Source organism: Streptomyces sp. YIM S03343, from assembly GCF_054729195.1.
On the sequence record NZ_JBPUKX010000001.1, the window covers coordinates 5,786,644 to 5,803,618 of the forward strand.

Consider the following 16,975-nt stretch of genomic DNA (forward strand, 5'->3'; position numbering starts at 1 on the left):
TGGGAGAGCCGTAGAGGTGCACGGAGGCGTGCTCGCGGTTCCCTGGCGTCCCTGCCCGCCGAGACGGCAGTCCCCCACTCCCGCCAGCGCAGGGCCAGCGCCTCAACTCGTCGATCATCTTAGCGAGCCAGACCCGGAATAAGATCAAATGACGTAGTTACACGGGTCACTCACAACCCCGACGGGCTGCCGCCCCAGCGGAGAAGCCCCGCGAGCCCCGCGAGCCCCGCGAACTCCGCAAGCTCCGCAAGCGGGGCCGGTCTCGCGGGGGACCCGCTGGACCGGCCCGGCGTCGCGGGCGAGGTGTCAGCCGACCGTCCACTTCTGGTTGGCGCCACCCGTGCAGGTCCAGATCTGCAGCCGGGTGCCGTTGGCCGAGTTGTTGCCGGTCACGTCCAGGCACTTGTCAGCCTGCGGATTGACGATGTCGTTCGCGCCGCTGACGGCCCACTTCTGGTTGGGGCCGCCGGTGCAGTCCCAGAGCTGGACCGTGGTGCCGTCGGCGGTGCCGTTGCCGGTCACGTCAAGGCACTTGCCGAGCGCGCGGATCGTACCGTCGGAGCCCACGGTCCACTGCTGGGCAGCGGTGCCGTTGCAGTCGTAGAGTTGAACGGCGGTCCCATTGGCGGAGTTCGCCCCGGCGACGTCCACGCACTTGCCGGCCAGGCCCTTGATCGCCGCGCCGGTGGACGTACTGCCGGTCGTCACCGACACGGAGTCCACCACAAGCTGCTGCGGGAACGAGGTGGAGCCGTCCGGGTCACCAGGCCAGTAGCCGCCCACGGCCAGGTTCAGGATCAGGAAGAACGGCTTGTTGAACACCCACGTCTTTCCGCCGAGGTCGGCCGGGGTGCGCCGCTGGTAGACGTTGCCGTCCACGGACCAGGTGATCGAGTCGGGCGCCCAGTCCACCGCGAAGGTGTGGAAGGCGTCCGCGAAGGCCTGGCCGTTGGACAGCGAGTAGGCCGCGCCGATGCCGCCCGAGCCCGAGTAGCCGGGGCCGTGGATGGTGCCGTGCACGGTGGAGGGCTCGTAGCCGACGTTCTCCATGACGTCGATCTCGCCCGAGTCCGGCCAGTTGACCGGCGTGCCCAGCATCCAGAACGCGGGCCACATGCCCTGCCCCCGCGGGATCTTCATCCGCGCCTCGACGTGCCCGTACTGCGCGTTGAACTTCCCGGAGGTGTTCAGCCGGGCCGAGGTATACTGGCAGGTCCCGTACCAGCACTGGTAGTTCGACGGGTTTTCCTTCCGCGCGGTGATCACCAGGTGACCCTGGCCGTCCAGGGCCGCGTTCTTGTTGCCCGACGTGTAGTACTGCCGCTCGTGGTTGTTGACGTTGTCGCCCGTCTCGATCTGCCACTTCGACGAGTCGACCGCGGAACCGGCGGCACCGTCGAAGTTGTCGGAGAAGGCCACCGCGGCGGCGGCGGTCGCGGCGGCGGGGGCGGCATCCTGCGGACCCGCCTGCGCCGCGCCGGTCGCGGCGGACGCGACCAGTGCGGCGGACAGGGCGGCGAACAGACATCTGCGGAGCAGGCGTGGGGAGGCCACGGCTCTTCCTTCCATACGGCGGCCGGGCGCACGGATGAGCCCGCCAGGGTGGGGGGTGAAGGCGTCGCTTCTTGATTTAAGTAGTGAGGTAAGTGCCCGTCAAGAGCTTGGTCCGGTCCAGCGGTTGGGCGTTCTGCCGCGCGGGCCGATCCCGTCCGGGCAGCGGCGCCCGATGGTCAGACCGGACGCCGCTGCCGCTCACCTCATCAGGCCGGTGAGGCAACCGTCCGGCCGAGATGCCGGGCGAGGAACCGGACCGAGCTGTCGACCTCGAACATGGGGAATTCGAAGTGTGAGCCCGCGTTGGCGTGCAACGTCTTCTCCTTCGAGGCGAAGGCGTCGAACAGCGCGAGGCCGGCCTCACGCGGCATGCGCTCGTCGTCCCACTGCAGGACGAACTCGATCGGGACGGTGATCTGCTTCGCCGCCTCGAACAGGGCATCGGGCCACATCATGCCGAAGACAGCGGCCGTGATCCTGGGCTCGGCCGCCACCAGCGGCACCCCGATCGCGGTGCCCATGGCGATGCCGACGTAGCCCACCGGCCCCTCGGCGCCGATCTCCGGAAGTTCCTGAAGGGCGTCCAGGGTCGCCTGCCACTCGGGCACGGCGAGCTCCGCCAGGCGGGCGTTGTAGGGGACGATGATCGGGCCTTCCGGCGCGCCCGCCGCCTGTGCCTTGCGCAGCTCGGCGATCTCCTGCTCGTCCTGCGCGGTGCGCGGCCGGTCGCCGTGACCGGGCGCGTCGATGACGGCGACATGGAAGCCGCAGCCGGTCACGAGGCGGCCGGCGCGGCCGACCATCGCCCGGTGCTTCTTGTGGGCCCCGCCGCCGTGACCCATCAGGACCAGCGGCGCACGATCGGCCGCGCCGGAGGCCGGTGACCAGAGAACTCCGGGGACGTCGCCCAGGGCGAAGTCGCGTTCGACCATGCCGTTCGACGACGACTCGGCGGTGAACTGCAGAGAATGGTGCAGAGAATGGTGCAGAGAATGCATAGGTGTTGCCTTTCGGGAGTGCCTTGTTGTCGAGGCGCTCCCGGCGACACCTACGTCAATCGCCGGCCGTGACGGGAAGGGGGAGCACCCACGTCGATACAGCGTTCATGGGTCTCACCTCCTCGGACGGCGTCACGGACAACCGCAAGCTAGCAGCCCGATCACCATCCCTCCAACGCATTTTCCCACCGCTCAACCAGATTTCAAGGGTCGTGAGCCTCGTTCGGGACCATCCGCGCGGCAGCGACTTCGAGTTCGAACCTCGCTCGGAACGCCTTGTCCTCGGCCCATTCATGTGACTGAGCGGGATAGTTGGCGCTTGAGCACGCTAGTTGGCAGCTGAGCGCGATAGCGCCGCCCGAGGCCGCGAGCGGGGATCGGGGATGCCGTCGCCGACCATCCGGCCGACGCGGCGGCCGTGCCTGGGGCAGGCTCAGTCCTGCGGCTCGACGATGCTCTGCAGCACGCTCGTCGCTCCCATGCCGTTGGGCCAGCCGGAGTAGAACGCCAAGTGCAGCAGGGCCTCCTGCAGCTCCTCGTCGGTGACGCCGTTCTGGCGGGCGAAGCCGAGGTGGAACGGCAGCTGGCCCACCTTCCCGAGCGCGGTCAGAGCGGAGATGGTGACGAGGCTGCGGTCGCGCTTGGACAGGCCCTGGCGCTCCCAGACCTCGTCGAAGAGGATCTTGTCGGTGTAATGGACCATCCCCGGGGCGAAGTCGCCGAAGGCATTCTTCCCGCCGGTCCAGCCGGTGCTTGTGTTCTCGGCCATGATCTCTCCCTGCCTGCGGCGACGTCCGTCAGTCGATCTCTGAAGGTGCAATGCCAATGACATCGCCAGGCATGCCGAGCGAGGGAGTCCCCGGTGAAGGACGTACTGGCAGGGCATCCCTCACAGGGGCTTCGCGCCTTAGCGTGGAGTGCATGGAAGCCAGGAACGAAGCGCGGGAGTTCCTCATGTCCCGTCGTGCGAACCTCACTCCCGAGCAGGCTGGGCTGACGGTCTCCGGGCACCGGAGGGTGGCGGGCCTCCGCCGCGGCGAGGTGGCGATGCTCGCGGACGTGAGCCCGGAGTACTACGCCAAGATCGAGCGCGGCCACCTGGCCGGCGTCTCCGATGCCGTCCTCGAGTCGGTCGCCCGGGCGCTGCAGCTGGACGACGCCGAGCGCGAGCACCTCTTCGACCTTGCCCGGGCAGCCAATGGCGCGGCCCGGACCGTGCGCAGGAACAGGTCGAAGAAGTGGGTGCCCAGGGACAGCCTGACCCGTGCGCTGGACGCCATCGCCCTCGGGCCCGCGTTCGTGCGCAACGGACGGATGGACGTCCTCGCCACCAACGCCCTCGGGCGGGCCTTCTACGACGAGGTGTTCGACGGCCCCGGGCAAGAGAACCTGGCGCGGTACTGCTTCCTCGACGAACGGGCCAAGGCCTTCTACCCCGACTGGGAGGCGGCCGCGGACGTCACCGTGTCGATCCTGCGCACCGAGGCCGGCAGGGATCCCCGGGACAAGCAGCTGCACGACCTGATCGGCGAGCTGTCCACGTGCAGCGACGCGTTCCGCACGCGGTGGGGAGCACACAATGTGCGCCGCCACGGATCGGGCACCAAGGAGTTCCACCACCACGAGGTCGGCGACCTCACTTTGACCTACGAGGGGATGGAGCTGACCGCCGAGCCCGGGCTGTCCTTCCTCATCTACACCGCAGAGCCCGGCTCGCCCAGCCAGGAGCGCCTGCAACTGCTCGCGAGCCTCGCCGCGACGTCCACCGCAGTACAGCCCCGCGCCGGACGCCCGACCACGATCCAAGAGAGATGACCATGCACACCAGAACACTCGGACAAGGCCTTGAGGTCTCCGCGATCGGGCTCGGCGCGATGGGCATGTCCCAGAGCTACGGCCCCAACCCCGGCAGCCGCGACGACATGATCGCAGTGCTGCGCTCCGCGGTCGACGAGGGCGTGACCTTCTTCGACACCGCCGAGGTCTACGGGCCCTACGTGAACGAGGAGCTGGTCGGCGAGGCGCTGGAGCCGATCCGCGACCAGGTCGTGATCGCCACCAAGTTCGGATGGGACATCCAAGACGGCCAGAGCATCGGCCTCAACAGCCGTCCCGAGCAGATCCGCCACGTCGCGGAGGAGTCTCTGAAGCGGCTCCGCACCGACGCGATCGACCTGTTCTACCAGCACCGCGTCGACCCCGGTGTGCCGATCGAGGACGTCGCAGGCACGGTCGGCGAGCTGATCGCCGAGGGGAAAGCCAGGCACTTCGGGCTCTCCGAGGCCTCGGCCGCCACCATCCGCGCCGCACACGCCGTCCACCCCGTGACCGCAGTCCAGAGCGAGTACTCGCTGTGGACACGGGACCCCGAGGCTGAGGTGCTGCCCACGCTCGCCGAGCTCGGCATCGGGTTCGTGCCGTTCAGCCCCCTGGGCAAGGGCTTCCTCACCGGCACCGTCGACACGTCCACGACCTTCACCGACGGGGACATCCGCCACCGGGTTCCGCGCTTCAAGGAGGAGAACCTGGCCGCGAACCAGGCACTCGTCGACCATGTCCGGCAACTCGCCGAAGTGAAGGGCGCGACGCCGGGCCAGATTGCCCTTGCCTGGCTGCTCGCGCAGCAGCCATGGATCGTGCCGATCCCCGGCACCCGCCGCACGGCACGCATCCAGGAGAACGCCGCCGCGACGGCCGTCGGGCTGTCCGCGGACGAGGTCGCGGGCCTCGACGGCCTTGCCCAGCGGGTCGGCGTCAGCGGCGATCGCTACAACGCCGAGCACATGGCCTACGTCAATCGCTAGGGATGCTGCGCAGCCTGGCCGGCTGGACCCATGACGCCGCTGCCGCACCCGCGCCCGGCGGGACGCGCTGAAACAGAAGGAAAGAACGAAATGACCGGCAACGGATTTGACCAGGTCTTCCCGCTCGGGGAGAAGAACGACGCCTTCGCGCAGTACTTCATCGGCCAGAGCTACCTGGCTCCGCTCGCCTCGGGGAGCGTGCCCGTCAGCAATGTCTCCTTCGAGCCGGGCTGCCGCAACAACTGGCACATCCACCACGGCACGGGCGGCGGCGGTGACCAGATCCTGCTGTGCACGGCGGGCAGCGGCTGGTACCAGGCCGAGGGCGAGGACCCCGTCAGCATGGAACCGGGAACGGTGATCCGTGTCCCGGCGGGCACGAAGCACTGGCACGGCGCGAAGGCCGACTCGTGGTTCTCCCACGTCGCCTTCATCACCCCGGGCGAAGACGTCAGCAACGAATGGCTCGAGCCCGTCACCGACGAGGCGTACGGCGAGCTGCCGAAGAACGGAGCAAACGCATGACCATCCTGGACGAGACCTACACGCTGTCCAACAACGTCGAGTGTCGGCGTACACGCTGATGTGCTCAGGTGCGTACGGATGAACGTGCTCAGGAAGGACGGCGTGTCCTGGCCGGGGCGGTGGGGGGCTGCGGTTGACGCTTTCACTGTGCGGTCGCCGGCCGGATGACCGGCATCAGGAGGTTGAGGCGCATGCTTGTTCTGGGTCGCTCGCAGGTCGAGGCGCTGCTCGACGTGGACTCGCTGATCGATGCCCTGGCCTCGGCGATGGCGGACCTCAGTGCCGGCCGCGCCTCGGTACCTGCCCGCGTCGCCGCCCAGGTGCCCGAACGCGATGGACTCCTGGCGGCCATGCCGGGCTTCCTCCCGTCGGCCGGGGTGCTCATGACCAAGCTGGTGTCCCTCTTCCCGCACAACGACGGGGTGCGGCTGCCTACGCATCAGGCGCTGATCGTGGCGTTCGATCCGGACACCGGCGAGCCCGCTGCGCTGCTGGACGGTACGGCCATCACCGCAGCGCGGACCGGTGCCTGCTCCGCGCTGTCGGCGCAGCTGCTGGCCCGCGAGGACGCGACAGTGCTAGCAGTGCTGGGCACCGGCGTGCAGGCCCGCTCTCACGCCCGCGCGATCTGTCGGGTCCGCCCGATCCGGCGGATCCGTGTCGCCGGCCGGGATCCGGCGAAGGCGGCTGCCCTGGCCGAGGAGCTCTCAGCCGTACTGGAGGGCGAAGTCCAGGCGGTGTCCAGCTACGCCGAGGCACTCGACGGCGCGGACATCGCCGCCGCGACGACCCACGCCGTCGAACCCGTGATCCGCCGTTCCTGGCTGACACCCGGAGTGCACATCACCTCCGTGGGGTACAACCCGGTCGGCCGCGAGATCGACGACGCCACGGTCACCGAGGCACTGGTGTGCGTCGAATCACGCCAGGCCGTGCTCGCACCGTTCCCTGCGGGCAGCAACGACCTGCTCATGCCGATCCGCGACAACCTCATCACAGCCGATCACGTGCACGCCGAGCTGGGCGAACTCATCACCGGCAGCAGACCGGGGCGCACCGCACCGGACCAGATCACCCTCTACAAGTCGGTCGGCGTGGCAGCGCAGGACGCGGCGGCCACGGCCCTGGTCGTCGCCTCCGCCCGCGAGCAGTCAGTCGGCGAGGACATCACGCTGCGGTGACGCCCCCACCGGCACGCGATCACGGCGGCTGGACCGGCAACACGCAGCCAACCGGTTGGGCACATTCGCCCGTACGCAGGTGAGCACATACGTGTGTACGCCGACATCGAGATTCCCGAGCACATGCGCTCCAACACCGGGGTCGACTTCGAGATCTCGGGCGAAGACATGGACGCCCTACGGAGCCTGTCCGACGTGGACTACGGCGAACACAGCGCGTTCCCCGTCTTCAGCGGCAAGTGACGCCGGATGAGTGCCGGTTGGAGGCGGACGACCATCCCGGCCCGCCGCAGCGAAGGCTCCCACTATGAGCACTTGAGTTGGCGAGCGGCGCCAACTCAAGTGCTCAGTGTTCAGTGCGACCGGCGTTCCTCGCGGTGAACGGGCGCGCCCGCTCGGTCCTCCGAACTGCCTTCCCGGCATAAGGAATCGAAGGCGAGGAGTACAGACGGGTCGGCCGCGTCATCGGCGTCTGTCTTCTCAACGCCCGCGCTTCCGGCGCTTGCGCTTGGCCCGCGCCATGGCGTACTTGTGCTCGGCCTCGTCCTGCCTTCGCGTCTTGGCCTCGGCTGCGGCCGACGACTTGCGCTGCTCGAGTTCCAGCTGCAGCGCTTCCTGAGACGCGGTGCTGTGTCGCCCCTGGGCAACTCTGGCTGCCTCCCGGGCGGCCAGCCTCACGGCTCGCTTCGGGTTGTGCCGCACCGGGCGCCGGCTCTCCACGGGAACCGCAGGGTTGGCGTGCGCACGTTCCAGCAGCGCTGTCCCATGACGTAGCAGGAACTGATACAGCTCGGCGTCCGTGGGTTCACCACCGAACACATGCCGAGTGGCGCGGACCTCACCCGCCTCGGCGATCTCAAGGACTCCGACCCAGAACGGGGCATCGAAGAAGACTGTCATGGTCACTGAGGTAGTCATAAAACTCTCCAGCACGTGCCAGCCACCGGCCTGACGAGGCCGGATTCCGGCACACCGGACATCCCTGGAGAGGGCGGCTACAGACTGCCGTATGACGACAGCGTCCGGGCTACCAACCGGACAGCGTTTGCGTGCGCAGGATCAGGCTACTCCGGCCCGGGGGATCAGCGCCGTCAGCGACCTGTACACGCTCGACAACAGCGGGACCTCGATCGCGAAGGCGTACGGGAGTTGTGGCGGAGGCGGGTCTGTAGGCGCACAGGCCCGCAACCGCGCGAGAGGGCAGGATCATTTATGCCGGATCGGGAATATTTCAGAGTCGGCATGGACGACGGGCAACGCGCTCCGTAGCGTCGTCGAGCAGGGACCCCAACCGGGGCCAGGCGGAAAGGGGGCACCATGGCGCGTAGCGATCTGACGCGACTGACGGGCAGCATCAACGGGCCCGACTGCGACGACGATGACTGACCGAACGTCTACCGCACGGCCAGTGGATCCATCGTGGTCCAGGGGAACTCGTCCAGCGCTTTCCAGCCGCCGGAGGGGGAGGCACTGGTGGAGATCCCGGAGGCGGTACTCAGGGAGGCTGTACGTGCTCTTGGATGGTGACGAGTGGCGGACGACGTTCGACGCGTACGAACGGACGGCGTGGCGCTTCGAGGCCCAACCCACCTACACCATGCACAAGGAGGCTGAGAACGTCGCTCGCTTCCTCCGAGGTGAGCCAAAGCCCGTTGACCACAACTCGCGGTGGCATGACCGGGTACGGGGTTTCGTGGCATCGGGGCGTGCCATCGGCCGAGTGCGGATCGTCCGTCAGCCGTTGACGGACTACCAGCGCTACCAGTTTGCTTGGGGAATTCCCGGAAATATCAACGCCGGGGAAGACATCCGCATCCTGGACGTGACCCAGAACGACTACGAACTCCCACTGTCGGGTACTGACTGGTGGATGTTCGATGAGTCAAGAATCGTCCACTTGAATTTCAGACCGGACGGTACACAGATCAACCGAGAGCTGTTCACGGGCGATATCACTCCGTACCTGGAGTGGAGGCGAATTGCCCTTGCTCACTCCGTACCGTTTTCCGAGTACGTGAAAGAATCTGGGTGACGTTCGAGCCCGAGCAGCTAGGTCAGTCCAGGACCGACCTGGCGGAAAAGCTCCGCGAGCTTCGCAAGCGGGCCGGTCTCACTGGGGACCGGCTCGCTCGGCGTTGCAACATGTCTCAAAGTCAGATCAGTAAGTTCGAGACCGGCAAGAAGACGCCGAAGCTCGTAGACGTCGAGCGCATCCTTCAAGCGCTCGATGCTCCACCTGAAATAGTCGCAGAGATCACGGCTGTCGCACGCATCGCGAATACTGAATGGCAGGACAAACGCTCGTCATGGCGTCGCGGCATGGAGAAGCGACAGACGGAATTGGCTTCACTGGAGTCTGAGGCAAGTGACCTTCGATACTTCCTGCCCTCGATGATTACGGGCCTGCTGGCAACCCCAGAGTTCATCCGTGCCAGCCTGAGTCACACCCCGGGCGATCCCTCCAAGACGGTGGCCCGCAAGCTGGAACGCCAGACGGTTCTCTACGACACGTCGAAGTCCTTCACTTTTATCCTCACCGAACAGGCCGCAAAGTGGGCCATTGTTCCGCCCCCGGTCATGGCAATGCAGATCGACCGTCTTATATCACTGTCTCGCTTGCCGAACCTTCGTATCGGCGTCATCCCGACAGGGACAGTCACACCTCGCGGGCCTATGAACACATTCACGGTGTACGACGGCCGGCTTGCCACGGTTGAGAATTTTACAGGTCGCATGGTTTTCCGGGACGCTCGCGACGTCTCCGAGTACCTGGCCGTGTTCTCGCTCTTCGAAGGTCACGCTCTCTTCGACGAAGAAGCCAGGATTCTGCTTCAGCAATGGGCAGAGGCTTACCGGTGATCTTTAGGCCAGAACGGGAATAACGCTCGGTGAAATCCGCAACCCGGTAGATCATGGATAGGTGTCATGAGGCCGGGAGGATCGATGGATGGTACGAAAAAGCCCCAAGGGTACGTGCTGACGGAACTACCCTCGGAGCCGAAAGCAGTACCAGGGTGTATTGCGTGTCTGGGCATTTGTGTGAGCCGCGATAACGCGCGATCCACAGGCGACTACAGCGCTGCCTCCGACGCCAACGTGAGGCTGCGACAGCACCAGGGTGAGGCGCACGCCTCGTGAGCAGGGAAACGTACGCTCAGGTGCTCGCCAGGCATCCCCTCATGACGATTCGCGTCTCTTTCGATTCGGGGCAGACCTGGGAGCGCGAGCGGGCCGTGTTCGCAGAGGACGACCTACCGCCCCTGGCTACTTCTGCGTGGCCACCGTGCCAGTGCTCGCGGTGCTCGCGGTGCTCGGGGCCCGGCAGGCGCTCCGGCCGCTGAAACGTGGCCCATTCCCTTGAACTCCCGCCCGAACGGGCGGCGGCGGTCAGCCATGACCGCGATCAGTTGAGCAGGAAGGTGCAGTGATGCAGAACGGAAATGACCTGTACGCGCTCGACATCAGCGGCTCCTCGTTCGTGAAGGCGTGCGGCGGCCCCTGCTCCGAGGGGTGCGTGACCCTGGCCCGGATCGGTGAGGACGCGTGGGCCCTGGGCGACAGCAAGCGGCCGGACGCTCAGCCGCTGCGGTTCACCACGGAGGAACTGGAGGTGGCCGGCATTGACCCGGCGCGCTTCGGCCTGAACGTCTGATCCTCCCCTCCCGCCAGCCGGGCCGGGTCCATCCCCCGCCCGTCGGCCCGGCTGGCACTTCTCGAAACGGGAACGACTGGTGCATCACCACGGCTATCTGTGGACCGGGCCGAAAGAGCGCTTCGACAACGAGGCTCTACGGCGGCCCCCGCATCCCGATCCGCCACCGGCCGGAAGCAAGCCCGAACTGATCCAGCGCTACCGCGAGGTGGCCGCAGAGTTCCCCATGTCGGACCTCCCGCCCCTGGAAACGGCGTACTGGCTCATCAAACCCCGTTCAGTAGTCCGGGGCACGTGGGACGAGGCGAAGGAGGCGGCCTCATGGCTCGGCGCGCGGTTGGCTGAGTACGTACCCAGGTTCGCCTCGGCGAAGGATCGTGATACCGCCCACTGCGTTGCGCTGGTCAACTCCGCTGCTGAGCGGCTGGAATTCGGCACGGATGTGTCACTGGGCTTCTATCTCGAACTCCCCTCGTATCTGCATCTGGCGCTGGTGACGTGTTCCCCGAATCGCTCGATGCCTGAACTGGCGTGCCCCGTCCGGTAGGCCAGGCCATGACCCCGAGCCCCGGTCGCCGATTGCGTCTCAGCGCGGCGTTAACCGCCAACCGGGCGGGGTTCGGGGCGTCGCACCCGACGATGTCAGAGAGGCCTGCTCTGGTGTAACGCATCCATTCCAAGGGCTGATCAGGCGGCGAGCGCTGTGCGGATGTATTCGTGGAGTTCCCGTGCCGCGCCGTGCTGTTGTGGAAGCACATCGGCGAGGGAAGCAAGCCGCTTCCGTCCGATTGGCAGGATCACCTCGCCGCGCCGAGGCGATCGCGGCGTGTCGTAACTAGGCCGCGCCATCGTTCGCGAGTCCTCTGCTCCCCGTCGATCCACCGTGCTCGTGCAGAGCCTGGAGGAAGCGGGAGACCGGCCATGAAGTGCGCGATCTCGACATAGTACGCGTAGTCGCCGCTGCGAGTGAGCTCCCGCAGGAGGGAGATTCCGGCCGCGAGTTCATCGCGAGCGTCGAGGACGGCATGGTGGAAGCACAAGGCCAGTTGGAGCTTGGGTGCGGCATAGGAGACTCCGGAGACGCCGATTTCGCCGAAGAGGACGGCGGCCCGGTCCGGTACGTCTGCAGCGTACCCGGCATCGCGCACCAACGCGGTGATGCGAGTGGCCATCTCGGTGGAGCGCAGGCTGAGGCGCGACAACAACCGGTCCGCCAGGTCGAGCTCGTCGTCGGCCTGAACAGGTTCGGCGAAGGCGACCGCGAAGGCGAGATGCGCCTGGGACATTGCGGTCTCGCCGACCGCACCGTTCTGCTCGGCCTCGCTCCGGGCCGCGCGATAGGCGGCTGCCGCCCGGTCCATGTCTCCCTGAACCCACCACACATCTCCAAGCACTCGCTGGTGGCGTCCCTCCCAGCCCAGCCTCCCGGCGGTATCCACCGCCGCGGGGAAATCCCCGGACAGCCGGCTCAGATGTGCCAGGCCGCGTCCGGCGGCGAAGGCGAGCCGACCGCCAGCGGAGGCAACGTGCTGCATGCCGCGACGCGAATCATCGGTCAGCCCGAGGTCGCGCTGGGCCTTCGCCAGGTAGTACGTGACCAGCTCGACCAGCTCATCGGGGAGCAGCCCCGATGCCAGGACGGCCGACAGCCGACCGGCCGTACGCTCGCGGTGCTCGTGCTGGCGGCGGGCGATGGCACTCAGCGTTTCCACCAGGGCATCCGCGGCAGTCTGCGGGCCGTCCGACGACGTGTCACTCGCAGCGGGCAGCAGGAGTGGTTCCCATACAGAATCTGCCACGTACTGGAATGAGGCATCGCCGAGCCAGCCGAGATCGAGACCGAAGTCCCGTGCTGGGAAAAGACCTTGCTGGAGGCAGCCGACCAGGACGGTTCGGTCGCGTCTCAGATCCTGGCGCCATTCCGCTTCCAAGGCGTGGAACGCGCGATGGGCCGCCCGCTGCCAGTCCTGTTGCGACCAACGGTCATCAGTGCCGTCCTCCGCGTTGCGGATGGCGGAGCGGATGAGCTCGTGGATGTGGAAGGGCCACGCACCGGAGGGGGACTCCCGGACGAAGGGACGCTCAATCAGCCGCAGGGCGGGTGCATCGTGGTCCATCCCGGCGACCTTGGTGGCCAGGGGTACGGAGAATGCGCTGAGCAAGCTGACCGAGCGGAGCACGTGACGCTCCTCGGCGGTCAGGTCGCTGAGGGTACGGGTGATCAGGGCGGGGAAGCCGTGGTCGAAGTCGCTGACCTGCGGTTGCCTGCCGCCGCGTCGTAGCTCCAGGTAACGCATGATCGACAGATCCAGGTAGAGGGGGAGCCCGTGGGAGCGCTCGGCGATGGTCCGGCGGACCGGTTCGTCGATCAGCGGCTGCCCGTCGCGGCTGAGCCTGCGGGTCAGGTAGTCCTCGCAGTCTTCCGGGGAGAAGTCGCCGATCAGGATCTGGCGGCCGGAGGCATCCGACCGGGTATATGCGGCGTCGGCAGGGACGAGCCCGGGCCAGGCGTTCGGTCCTACCCAGTCGAGTTGCCCTTCCAGGCTGGTCTCTGCCCACTGCAGGCGGTTGCGTCCGGTGACGACGAAGAACGCGTTGGGCATCAGCCAGACGACGCGCTGGAGCAGGCGCTCGAAGTCACGATGGGTGCGGTCGCCGGTGTCTTCGAACGTGTCCAGCAAGATCACGGGCAGCGCGCTCCCACTGGCCGGGAGTTGGGCGAGGTCCCAGGCGAGCAGGTGCGGGTAGAAGCTGAGGGCCTCCAGGTCAGGCTCGACCTCCAGGAGGTCGGCCAGGCGCGAGCAGTCGGCGAGGGCGCGTACGGACTGGCGCCGCTCGCGCAACGCCTTGATGAGCGCTCCGGCCCCCTGCCCGAGCGCGCTCCCGACGGTGCCGGGCAGGAGCAGGGCCTGGGCGACGTCGCTGAGGGCTGACTGCATCTGCTGCGGTAGAGCGGCAGCGGCGCTGAAACGGCTCAGCAGCCCACCCCTGCGCAGATAGTCCTCGATCGGTTCGCCCGGGTGATGGTGCTCCCAGTATCGGCGCAGGGCGAGGTCGAAGGCGGGCATCGGCCGGCCGAGCGCGGCGACGGCAAGGCGGATGGTGAGGATGACGCGTTCGAAGTCCATGCCCGCGGCGCGCGCGAGGTCGATGCGGACCGGTAGCGTCCGCTCCTCGGGGTGGGTCGGCGAATCCCACTGCACAGGACGGTGCTCGCCGCTGGTGAGCGATGCCTCGATCTTGCGGGAGAGCGTGGACTTGCCGATCCCGCCCACGCCGTGGAACGCGAGGATGTTACGGCGGGGAGCTTCCAGGTCCTCCACATCGAAGTCCGCGCGGATCACGTGTCGTACATGCTCGGCGAGGCCAGCCGTCACCGCTCGCCACTGTGCCTGCCGGTTCGTGAACGCCTCATTGGCGGCGATGCTCCGGTCGTTCGAGCTGAACAGAGTTCGAAGGTCCCGCCCTGCCACCGTTTCCCCCTGACGATCAACTGGGGCCAATCTATGCCGCTTTGAGGACAGCCTGGCAAGCCCGCAATCAGTCGAGCCTGCGGATGTGGTTACAGGCTTCTGCCTCGCCATGAACGAGCGGTGCAGCAGGTGACTGATCCCGTCCGGACTCATCATGTGCTGCTCCAGTCGCGCACATCGTGCCGCTTCGCTCGATGGCCTTGGGGTGTGCGTGGCGGCAGACAGGTCACGTTCATGGATTTGAGTACAGGTACTCAGTCGCAGTGGCGAGTTGCGCGGATACAGTGCGTCGCGGCAACACGTGAGGTTCGCGGCGGCAGCCAGCCGACGCTACGGAGGCGTTCAAGGGAGAGAGGGGCCCCAGGTGGCGTGGGACGAGTGGGAACAGATCAAGGCTGCTGCAGCCGAGCGACACTCAACCCACATGCAACTGAACCAACTGGCGGCTGACGCCGGTGGCAGCGCCGCGACGGATACGTCGAAGACCGGCACGAGTGGCCGTACGGGCACTCTGCGGCACTCAAAAGGACCGTGGACTAAGGCCGCGGCCACTGCAGGCGACCTGAAACGCGGCACTGCGTCGGCTGAAGAGAGCTTGCGGTCCTGTCACACCGGAGTGGCGACCGGCGTTTCAGGTCTGGTCAGCTTGGCAGCCTTGAAGGCCGTGCTCGCCTCTTGGGAGGAGCGACTGAGCGCGGTACGGGACGAGTGTGGGTCCCTGGAGCCCAACCTGCGCTCCGTCGCTCGAGACTTGGGTGAGACCGACGGCGCCGTGGCGGCCAAGGCTCGGGCCGTGCACGTTCCGGAAGGGGGGAAGAAGGGATGACATCGCAGCTGACCTGGCAGGAACTCCGGGATCTCAAGTTGTCGGAGCTCGATGATGCGGCCGATGGCTGGGCGAAGGCCTCGCGCCAAGCGGACGCCGCGGGCGAACGCGTGGATGTGGAGATGGTCACCCGCTTGGGGAAGACCCAGAAGGGTGAGTCGGCGAACGCGGCCATCAAGCGCCTGAACCGTCTGAGCGACAACTACCGCTACATCCACGCCGAGTGCGGCCTGATCCGTTCGGCAGTGAACGGTCTGTCTTCAGAACTTTCCGCGCCTCAGCGGCAGTTGAAGTTCGCGTTGGAAGATGCCTCGGGCCACTGCTACACGGTGCATCACGATGGAAGTATCAGTTACCCGGCCGACGGCACGAGTGAGGTGACGGGGGAAGAAATCCCGGGCGGGACAGCTGTGGGCAGCGACGGCACGCTCACGGCAGCCAACAAAGGCTTGTACCCGCCGGATGCGCACGGACTGTACACGCCCGATGTCGGTGCTGGGACGACGAACGTCATCGGCACCAACCGCAACCGCGCCAAAGCACAGGACATTGCCGACCGCATTGCGCGTGCCCTGCGCGAGGCGAGGGAGATTGACGAGCGCTATCAACACGTGCTTATCAAACTGACGGCAGGTCCTGGACTGAAGGTTGACGTGAAAACTTGGGCGGACGCTGCTGCAGACGCCGGGGCCGTAGGCGTTGCTGAAGAAGATCAGCTCAGGAAGAACATCCCCCTCGACAAGCCGCCCGCTGATCGTAAGGAATGGTGGAACCACCTCACGCAGGAGCAGAGGGAAGAATACCTGGCGGTTTACCCGGACGTGATTGGGAATCTTGACGGTATTCCGGCTGCAGCGAGGGACGAGGCTAACCGCGAGAACATCGACCTGCTCATCGGGAAACTCTCAGAAAAGGGTGACGCGAAATCGAAGACGATGCTGGACGGACTGAAGTCGATCGAGAATCAACTCAGGTACCCCGATCCAAAATTTCCACCGATGTACCTGCTCGGAATCGGAGACGAGGGCAACGGTAGAGCCATCGTCAGTTACGGGAACCCCGATGCGGCGAAGAACGTTTCGGCGTACGTTCCGGGTCTCGGGACGGGCCTCGATACCGACTTCGCCCGTAATGATCTCAAGAGAGCACGCGATACGGCGAAGGATGCTCAGTTTTTCGATCCGTCGAGCGCTTCGATCGTGTGGCTGGGATACGACGCCCCGCAGATGCCGGCATCAGAGCTCATGCACAACTTAGACGTAGTGTCCACGCATGACGCGAAAGTCGGGGCGAGTGCCTACAACAATTTCATGGCGGGCATCTCGGCCACGAATGAGCATGCTGACCCCCACATCACTGCCATCGGTCACTCCTACGGTTCTCTCACCGTTGGGCAGGCGGCGCAGCAGCATGGCGGCATCCCCGGTGCCGACGACATCATCCTCGTCGGCAGTCCCGGCACTGGAGCGGACAAGGCCGCAGATCTGAACATCGGTAGTAACCATGTCTTCGTAGGAGCAGCAGAACACGACCCCGTGACCAAACTTCCCAACCACAGAGAAGCGGCTGGAATAGCAGGAGGCTCGTATGTCGGCGCGGTTGAGGGAGCCCTGCTGGGACACCTGTCGGGAAACCCGATAGACGAAGTGACGGGGATCTTGGGGGGTGCGGGTATGGGCGGTACCGTCGGCTACCATATCGGGCACAGCGTTTCTGATCCTGACGATATCTGGTTCGGGACCGACCCGGCGAGTAAGGACTTTGGCGCACGCCGTTTCCAGGTTGATCCCGGCCCGATGCCCTCACTTCACGATCCGGCGCCGGCTCACTCGAATTACTTCAATCCGGAAAAAGACAAAGTGTCCGCAAATAACATCGCCCTGATTGTTTCGGGGCATGCCGATGAAATTCAAGTGGAGCGGCCGCGATGACGAAACCGTGGAGGATGCTGCCGGGTATCGT

At 66.4% G+C, this 16,975-nt stretch carries 15 protein-coding genes and 1 pseudogene; 11 read left to right on the forward strand and 5 right to left on the reverse strand.

Annotation, left to right across the window (positions count from 1 at the left end):
* Positions 1-306 precede the first annotated feature (306 nt).
* From ACSYGN_RS25295 to ACSYGN_RS25305, 3 genes are all read right to left on the reverse strand, one after another.
* The gene (locus tag ACSYGN_RS25295; protein WP_460399370.1) at positions 307-1,554 is read right to left on the reverse strand and encodes an RICIN domain-containing protein; all 1,248 of its coding nucleotides are present in this window, start codon (positions 1,552-1,554) and stop codon (positions 307-309) included.
* A gap of 206 nt (positions 1,555-1,760) precedes the next feature.
* Complete coding sequence (locus ACSYGN_RS25300) at positions 1,761-2,552, reverse strand: alpha/beta fold hydrolase (protein ID WP_460399373.1); 792 nt, start codon at positions 2,550-2,552, stop codon at positions 1,761-1,763.
* 433 nt (positions 2,553-2,985) lie between these two features.
* A complete protein-coding gene (locus tag ACSYGN_RS25305; RefSeq protein ID WP_460399375.1) occupies positions 2,986-3,321 on the reverse strand; it encodes a carboxymuconolactone decarboxylase family protein in 336 nt (111 codons plus the stop codon).
* A gap of 152 nt (positions 3,322-3,473) precedes the next feature.
* Here ACSYGN_RS25305 and ACSYGN_RS25310 point away from each other — a divergent pair, with 152 nt between their 5' ends.
* The 5 genes from ACSYGN_RS25310 to ACSYGN_RS25330 all read left to right on the forward strand — a co-directional run bounded on the left by ACSYGN_RS25310 (position 3,474) and on the right by ACSYGN_RS25330 (position 7,305).
* Positions 3,474-4,367 (forward strand): helix-turn-helix transcriptional regulator, encoded by an 894-nt coding sequence (locus ACSYGN_RS25310; protein WP_460399377.1) that lies wholly within the window; start codon positions 3,474-3,476, stop codon positions 4,365-4,367.
* Between the two features lie 2 nt (positions 4,368-4,369).
* Positions 4,370-5,356, forward strand: a complete 987-nt coding sequence (locus tag ACSYGN_RS25315) for an aldo/keto reductase (RefSeq protein ID WP_460399379.1) — start codon at positions 4,370-4,372, stop codon at positions 5,354-5,356.
* A gap of 90 nt (positions 5,357-5,446) precedes the next feature.
* Positions 5,447-5,881 (forward strand): cupin domain-containing protein, encoded by a 435-nt coding sequence (locus ACSYGN_RS25320; protein ID WP_460399381.1) that lies wholly within the window; start codon positions 5,447-5,449, stop codon positions 5,879-5,881.
* Positions 5,882-6,072: 191 nt separating this feature from the next.
* Positions 6,073-7,062, forward strand: coding sequence for an ornithine cyclodeaminase family protein (locus tag ACSYGN_RS25325; protein WP_460399383.1), 990 nt, complete (start codon positions 6,073-6,075; stop codon positions 7,060-7,062).
* A 93-nt stretch (positions 7,063-7,155) separates the two neighbouring features.
* Positions 7,156-7,305, forward strand: a complete 150-nt coding sequence (locus ACSYGN_RS25330; protein WP_460399385.1) for a hypothetical protein — start codon at positions 7,156-7,158, stop codon at positions 7,303-7,305.
* 237 nt (positions 7,306-7,542) lie between these two features.
* Here the strand turns inward: ACSYGN_RS25330 and ACSYGN_RS25335 are convergent, their stop codons facing one another.
* Positions 7,543-7,980 carry a YjdF family protein gene (locus tag ACSYGN_RS25335; RefSeq protein WP_460399387.1) on the reverse strand — a complete coding sequence of 146 codons (438 nt, stop codon included), beginning with the start codon at positions 7,978-7,980 and terminating at the stop codon, positions 7,543-7,545.
* Positions 7,981-8,379: 399 nt separating this feature from the next.
* Between ACSYGN_RS25335 and ACSYGN_RS25340 the strand changes: the two are divergent.
* The 5 genes and pseudogenes from ACSYGN_RS25340 (at position 8,380) to ACSYGN_RS25360 (ending at position 11,261) form a co-directional block, all read left to right on the forward strand.
* Positions 8,380-8,589, forward strand: a pseudogene (locus ACSYGN_RS25340) (hypothetical protein).
* Positions 8,573-9,094 (forward strand): DUF6879 family protein, encoded by a 522-nt coding sequence (locus ACSYGN_RS25345; RefSeq protein ID WP_460399389.1) that lies wholly within the window; start codon positions 8,573-8,575, stop codon positions 9,092-9,094. The pseudogene ACSYGN_RS25340 and the gene ACSYGN_RS25345 overlap by 17 nt, the downstream one beginning before the upstream one ends.
* Positions 9,091-9,921, forward strand: coding sequence for a helix-turn-helix domain-containing protein (locus tag ACSYGN_RS25350; protein WP_460399391.1), 831 nt, complete (start codon positions 9,091-9,093; stop codon positions 9,919-9,921). Before ACSYGN_RS25345 ends, ACSYGN_RS25350 begins: the two co-directional genes overlap by 4 nt.
* Positions 9,922-10,489: 568 nt before the next feature.
* The gene (locus tag ACSYGN_RS25355; RefSeq protein ID WP_460399393.1) at positions 10,490-10,714 is read left to right on the forward strand and encodes a DUF397 domain-containing protein; all 225 of its coding nucleotides are present in this window, start codon (positions 10,490-10,492) and stop codon (positions 10,712-10,714) included.
* 79 nt (positions 10,715-10,793) lie between these two features.
* Complete coding sequence (locus ACSYGN_RS25360) at positions 10,794-11,261, forward strand: hypothetical protein (RefSeq protein WP_460399395.1); 468 nt, start codon at positions 10,794-10,796, stop codon at positions 11,259-11,261.
* Between the two features lie 250 nt (positions 11,262-11,511).
* Here ACSYGN_RS25360 and ACSYGN_RS25365 read toward each other — a convergent pair whose 3' ends face one another.
* On the reverse strand, positions 11,512-14,187 hold the full coding sequence (locus ACSYGN_RS25365) for an ATP/GTP-binding protein (protein WP_460399397.1): 2,676 nt from the start codon (positions 14,185-14,187) through the stop codon (positions 11,512-11,514).
* Positions 14,188-15,009: 822 nt separating this feature from the next.
* Here ACSYGN_RS25365 and ACSYGN_RS25370 point away from each other — a divergent pair.
* Positions 15,010-16,944: an alpha/beta hydrolase gene (locus ACSYGN_RS25370; RefSeq protein ID WP_460399399.1), complete on the forward strand. Its 1,935-nt coding sequence runs from the start codon at positions 15,010-15,012 to the stop codon at positions 16,942-16,944.
* Positions 16,945-16,975 lie beyond the last annotated feature (31 nt).

Coding starts and splice junctions, on each gene's coding strand:
- ACSYGN_RS25315 (WP_460399379.1), top strand. CDS start 4,370: ATGCACACCAGAACACTCGGACAAGGCCTTGAGGTCTCCGCGATCGGG.
- ACSYGN_RS25300 (WP_460399373.1), bottom strand. CDS start 2,552: ATGCATTCTCTGCACCATTCTCTGCACCATTCTCTGCAGTTCACCGCC.
- ACSYGN_RS25370 (WP_460399399.1), top strand. CDS start 15,010: ATGACATCGCAGCTGACCTGGCAGGAACTCCGGGATCTCAAGTTGTCG.
- ACSYGN_RS25355 (WP_460399393.1), top strand. CDS start 10,490: ATGCAGAACGGAAATGACCTGTACGCGCTCGACATCAGCGGCTCCTCG.
- ACSYGN_RS25320 (WP_460399381.1), top strand. CDS start 5,447: ATGACCGGCAACGGATTTGACCAGGTCTTCCCGCTCGGGGAGAAGAAC.
- ACSYGN_RS25310 (WP_460399377.1), top strand. CDS start 3,474: ATGGAAGCCAGGAACGAAGCGCGGGAGTTCCTCATGTCCCGTCGTGCG.
- ACSYGN_RS25335 (WP_460399387.1), bottom strand. CDS start 7,980: ATGACTACCTCAGTGACCATGACAGTCTTCTTCGATGCCCCGTTCTGG.
- ACSYGN_RS25325 (WP_460399383.1), top strand. CDS start 6,073: ATGCTTGTTCTGGGTCGCTCGCAGGTCGAGGCGCTGCTCGACGTGGAC.
- ACSYGN_RS25305 (WP_460399375.1), bottom strand. CDS start 3,321: ATGGCCGAGAACACAAGCACCGGCTGGACCGGCGGGAAGAATGCCTTC.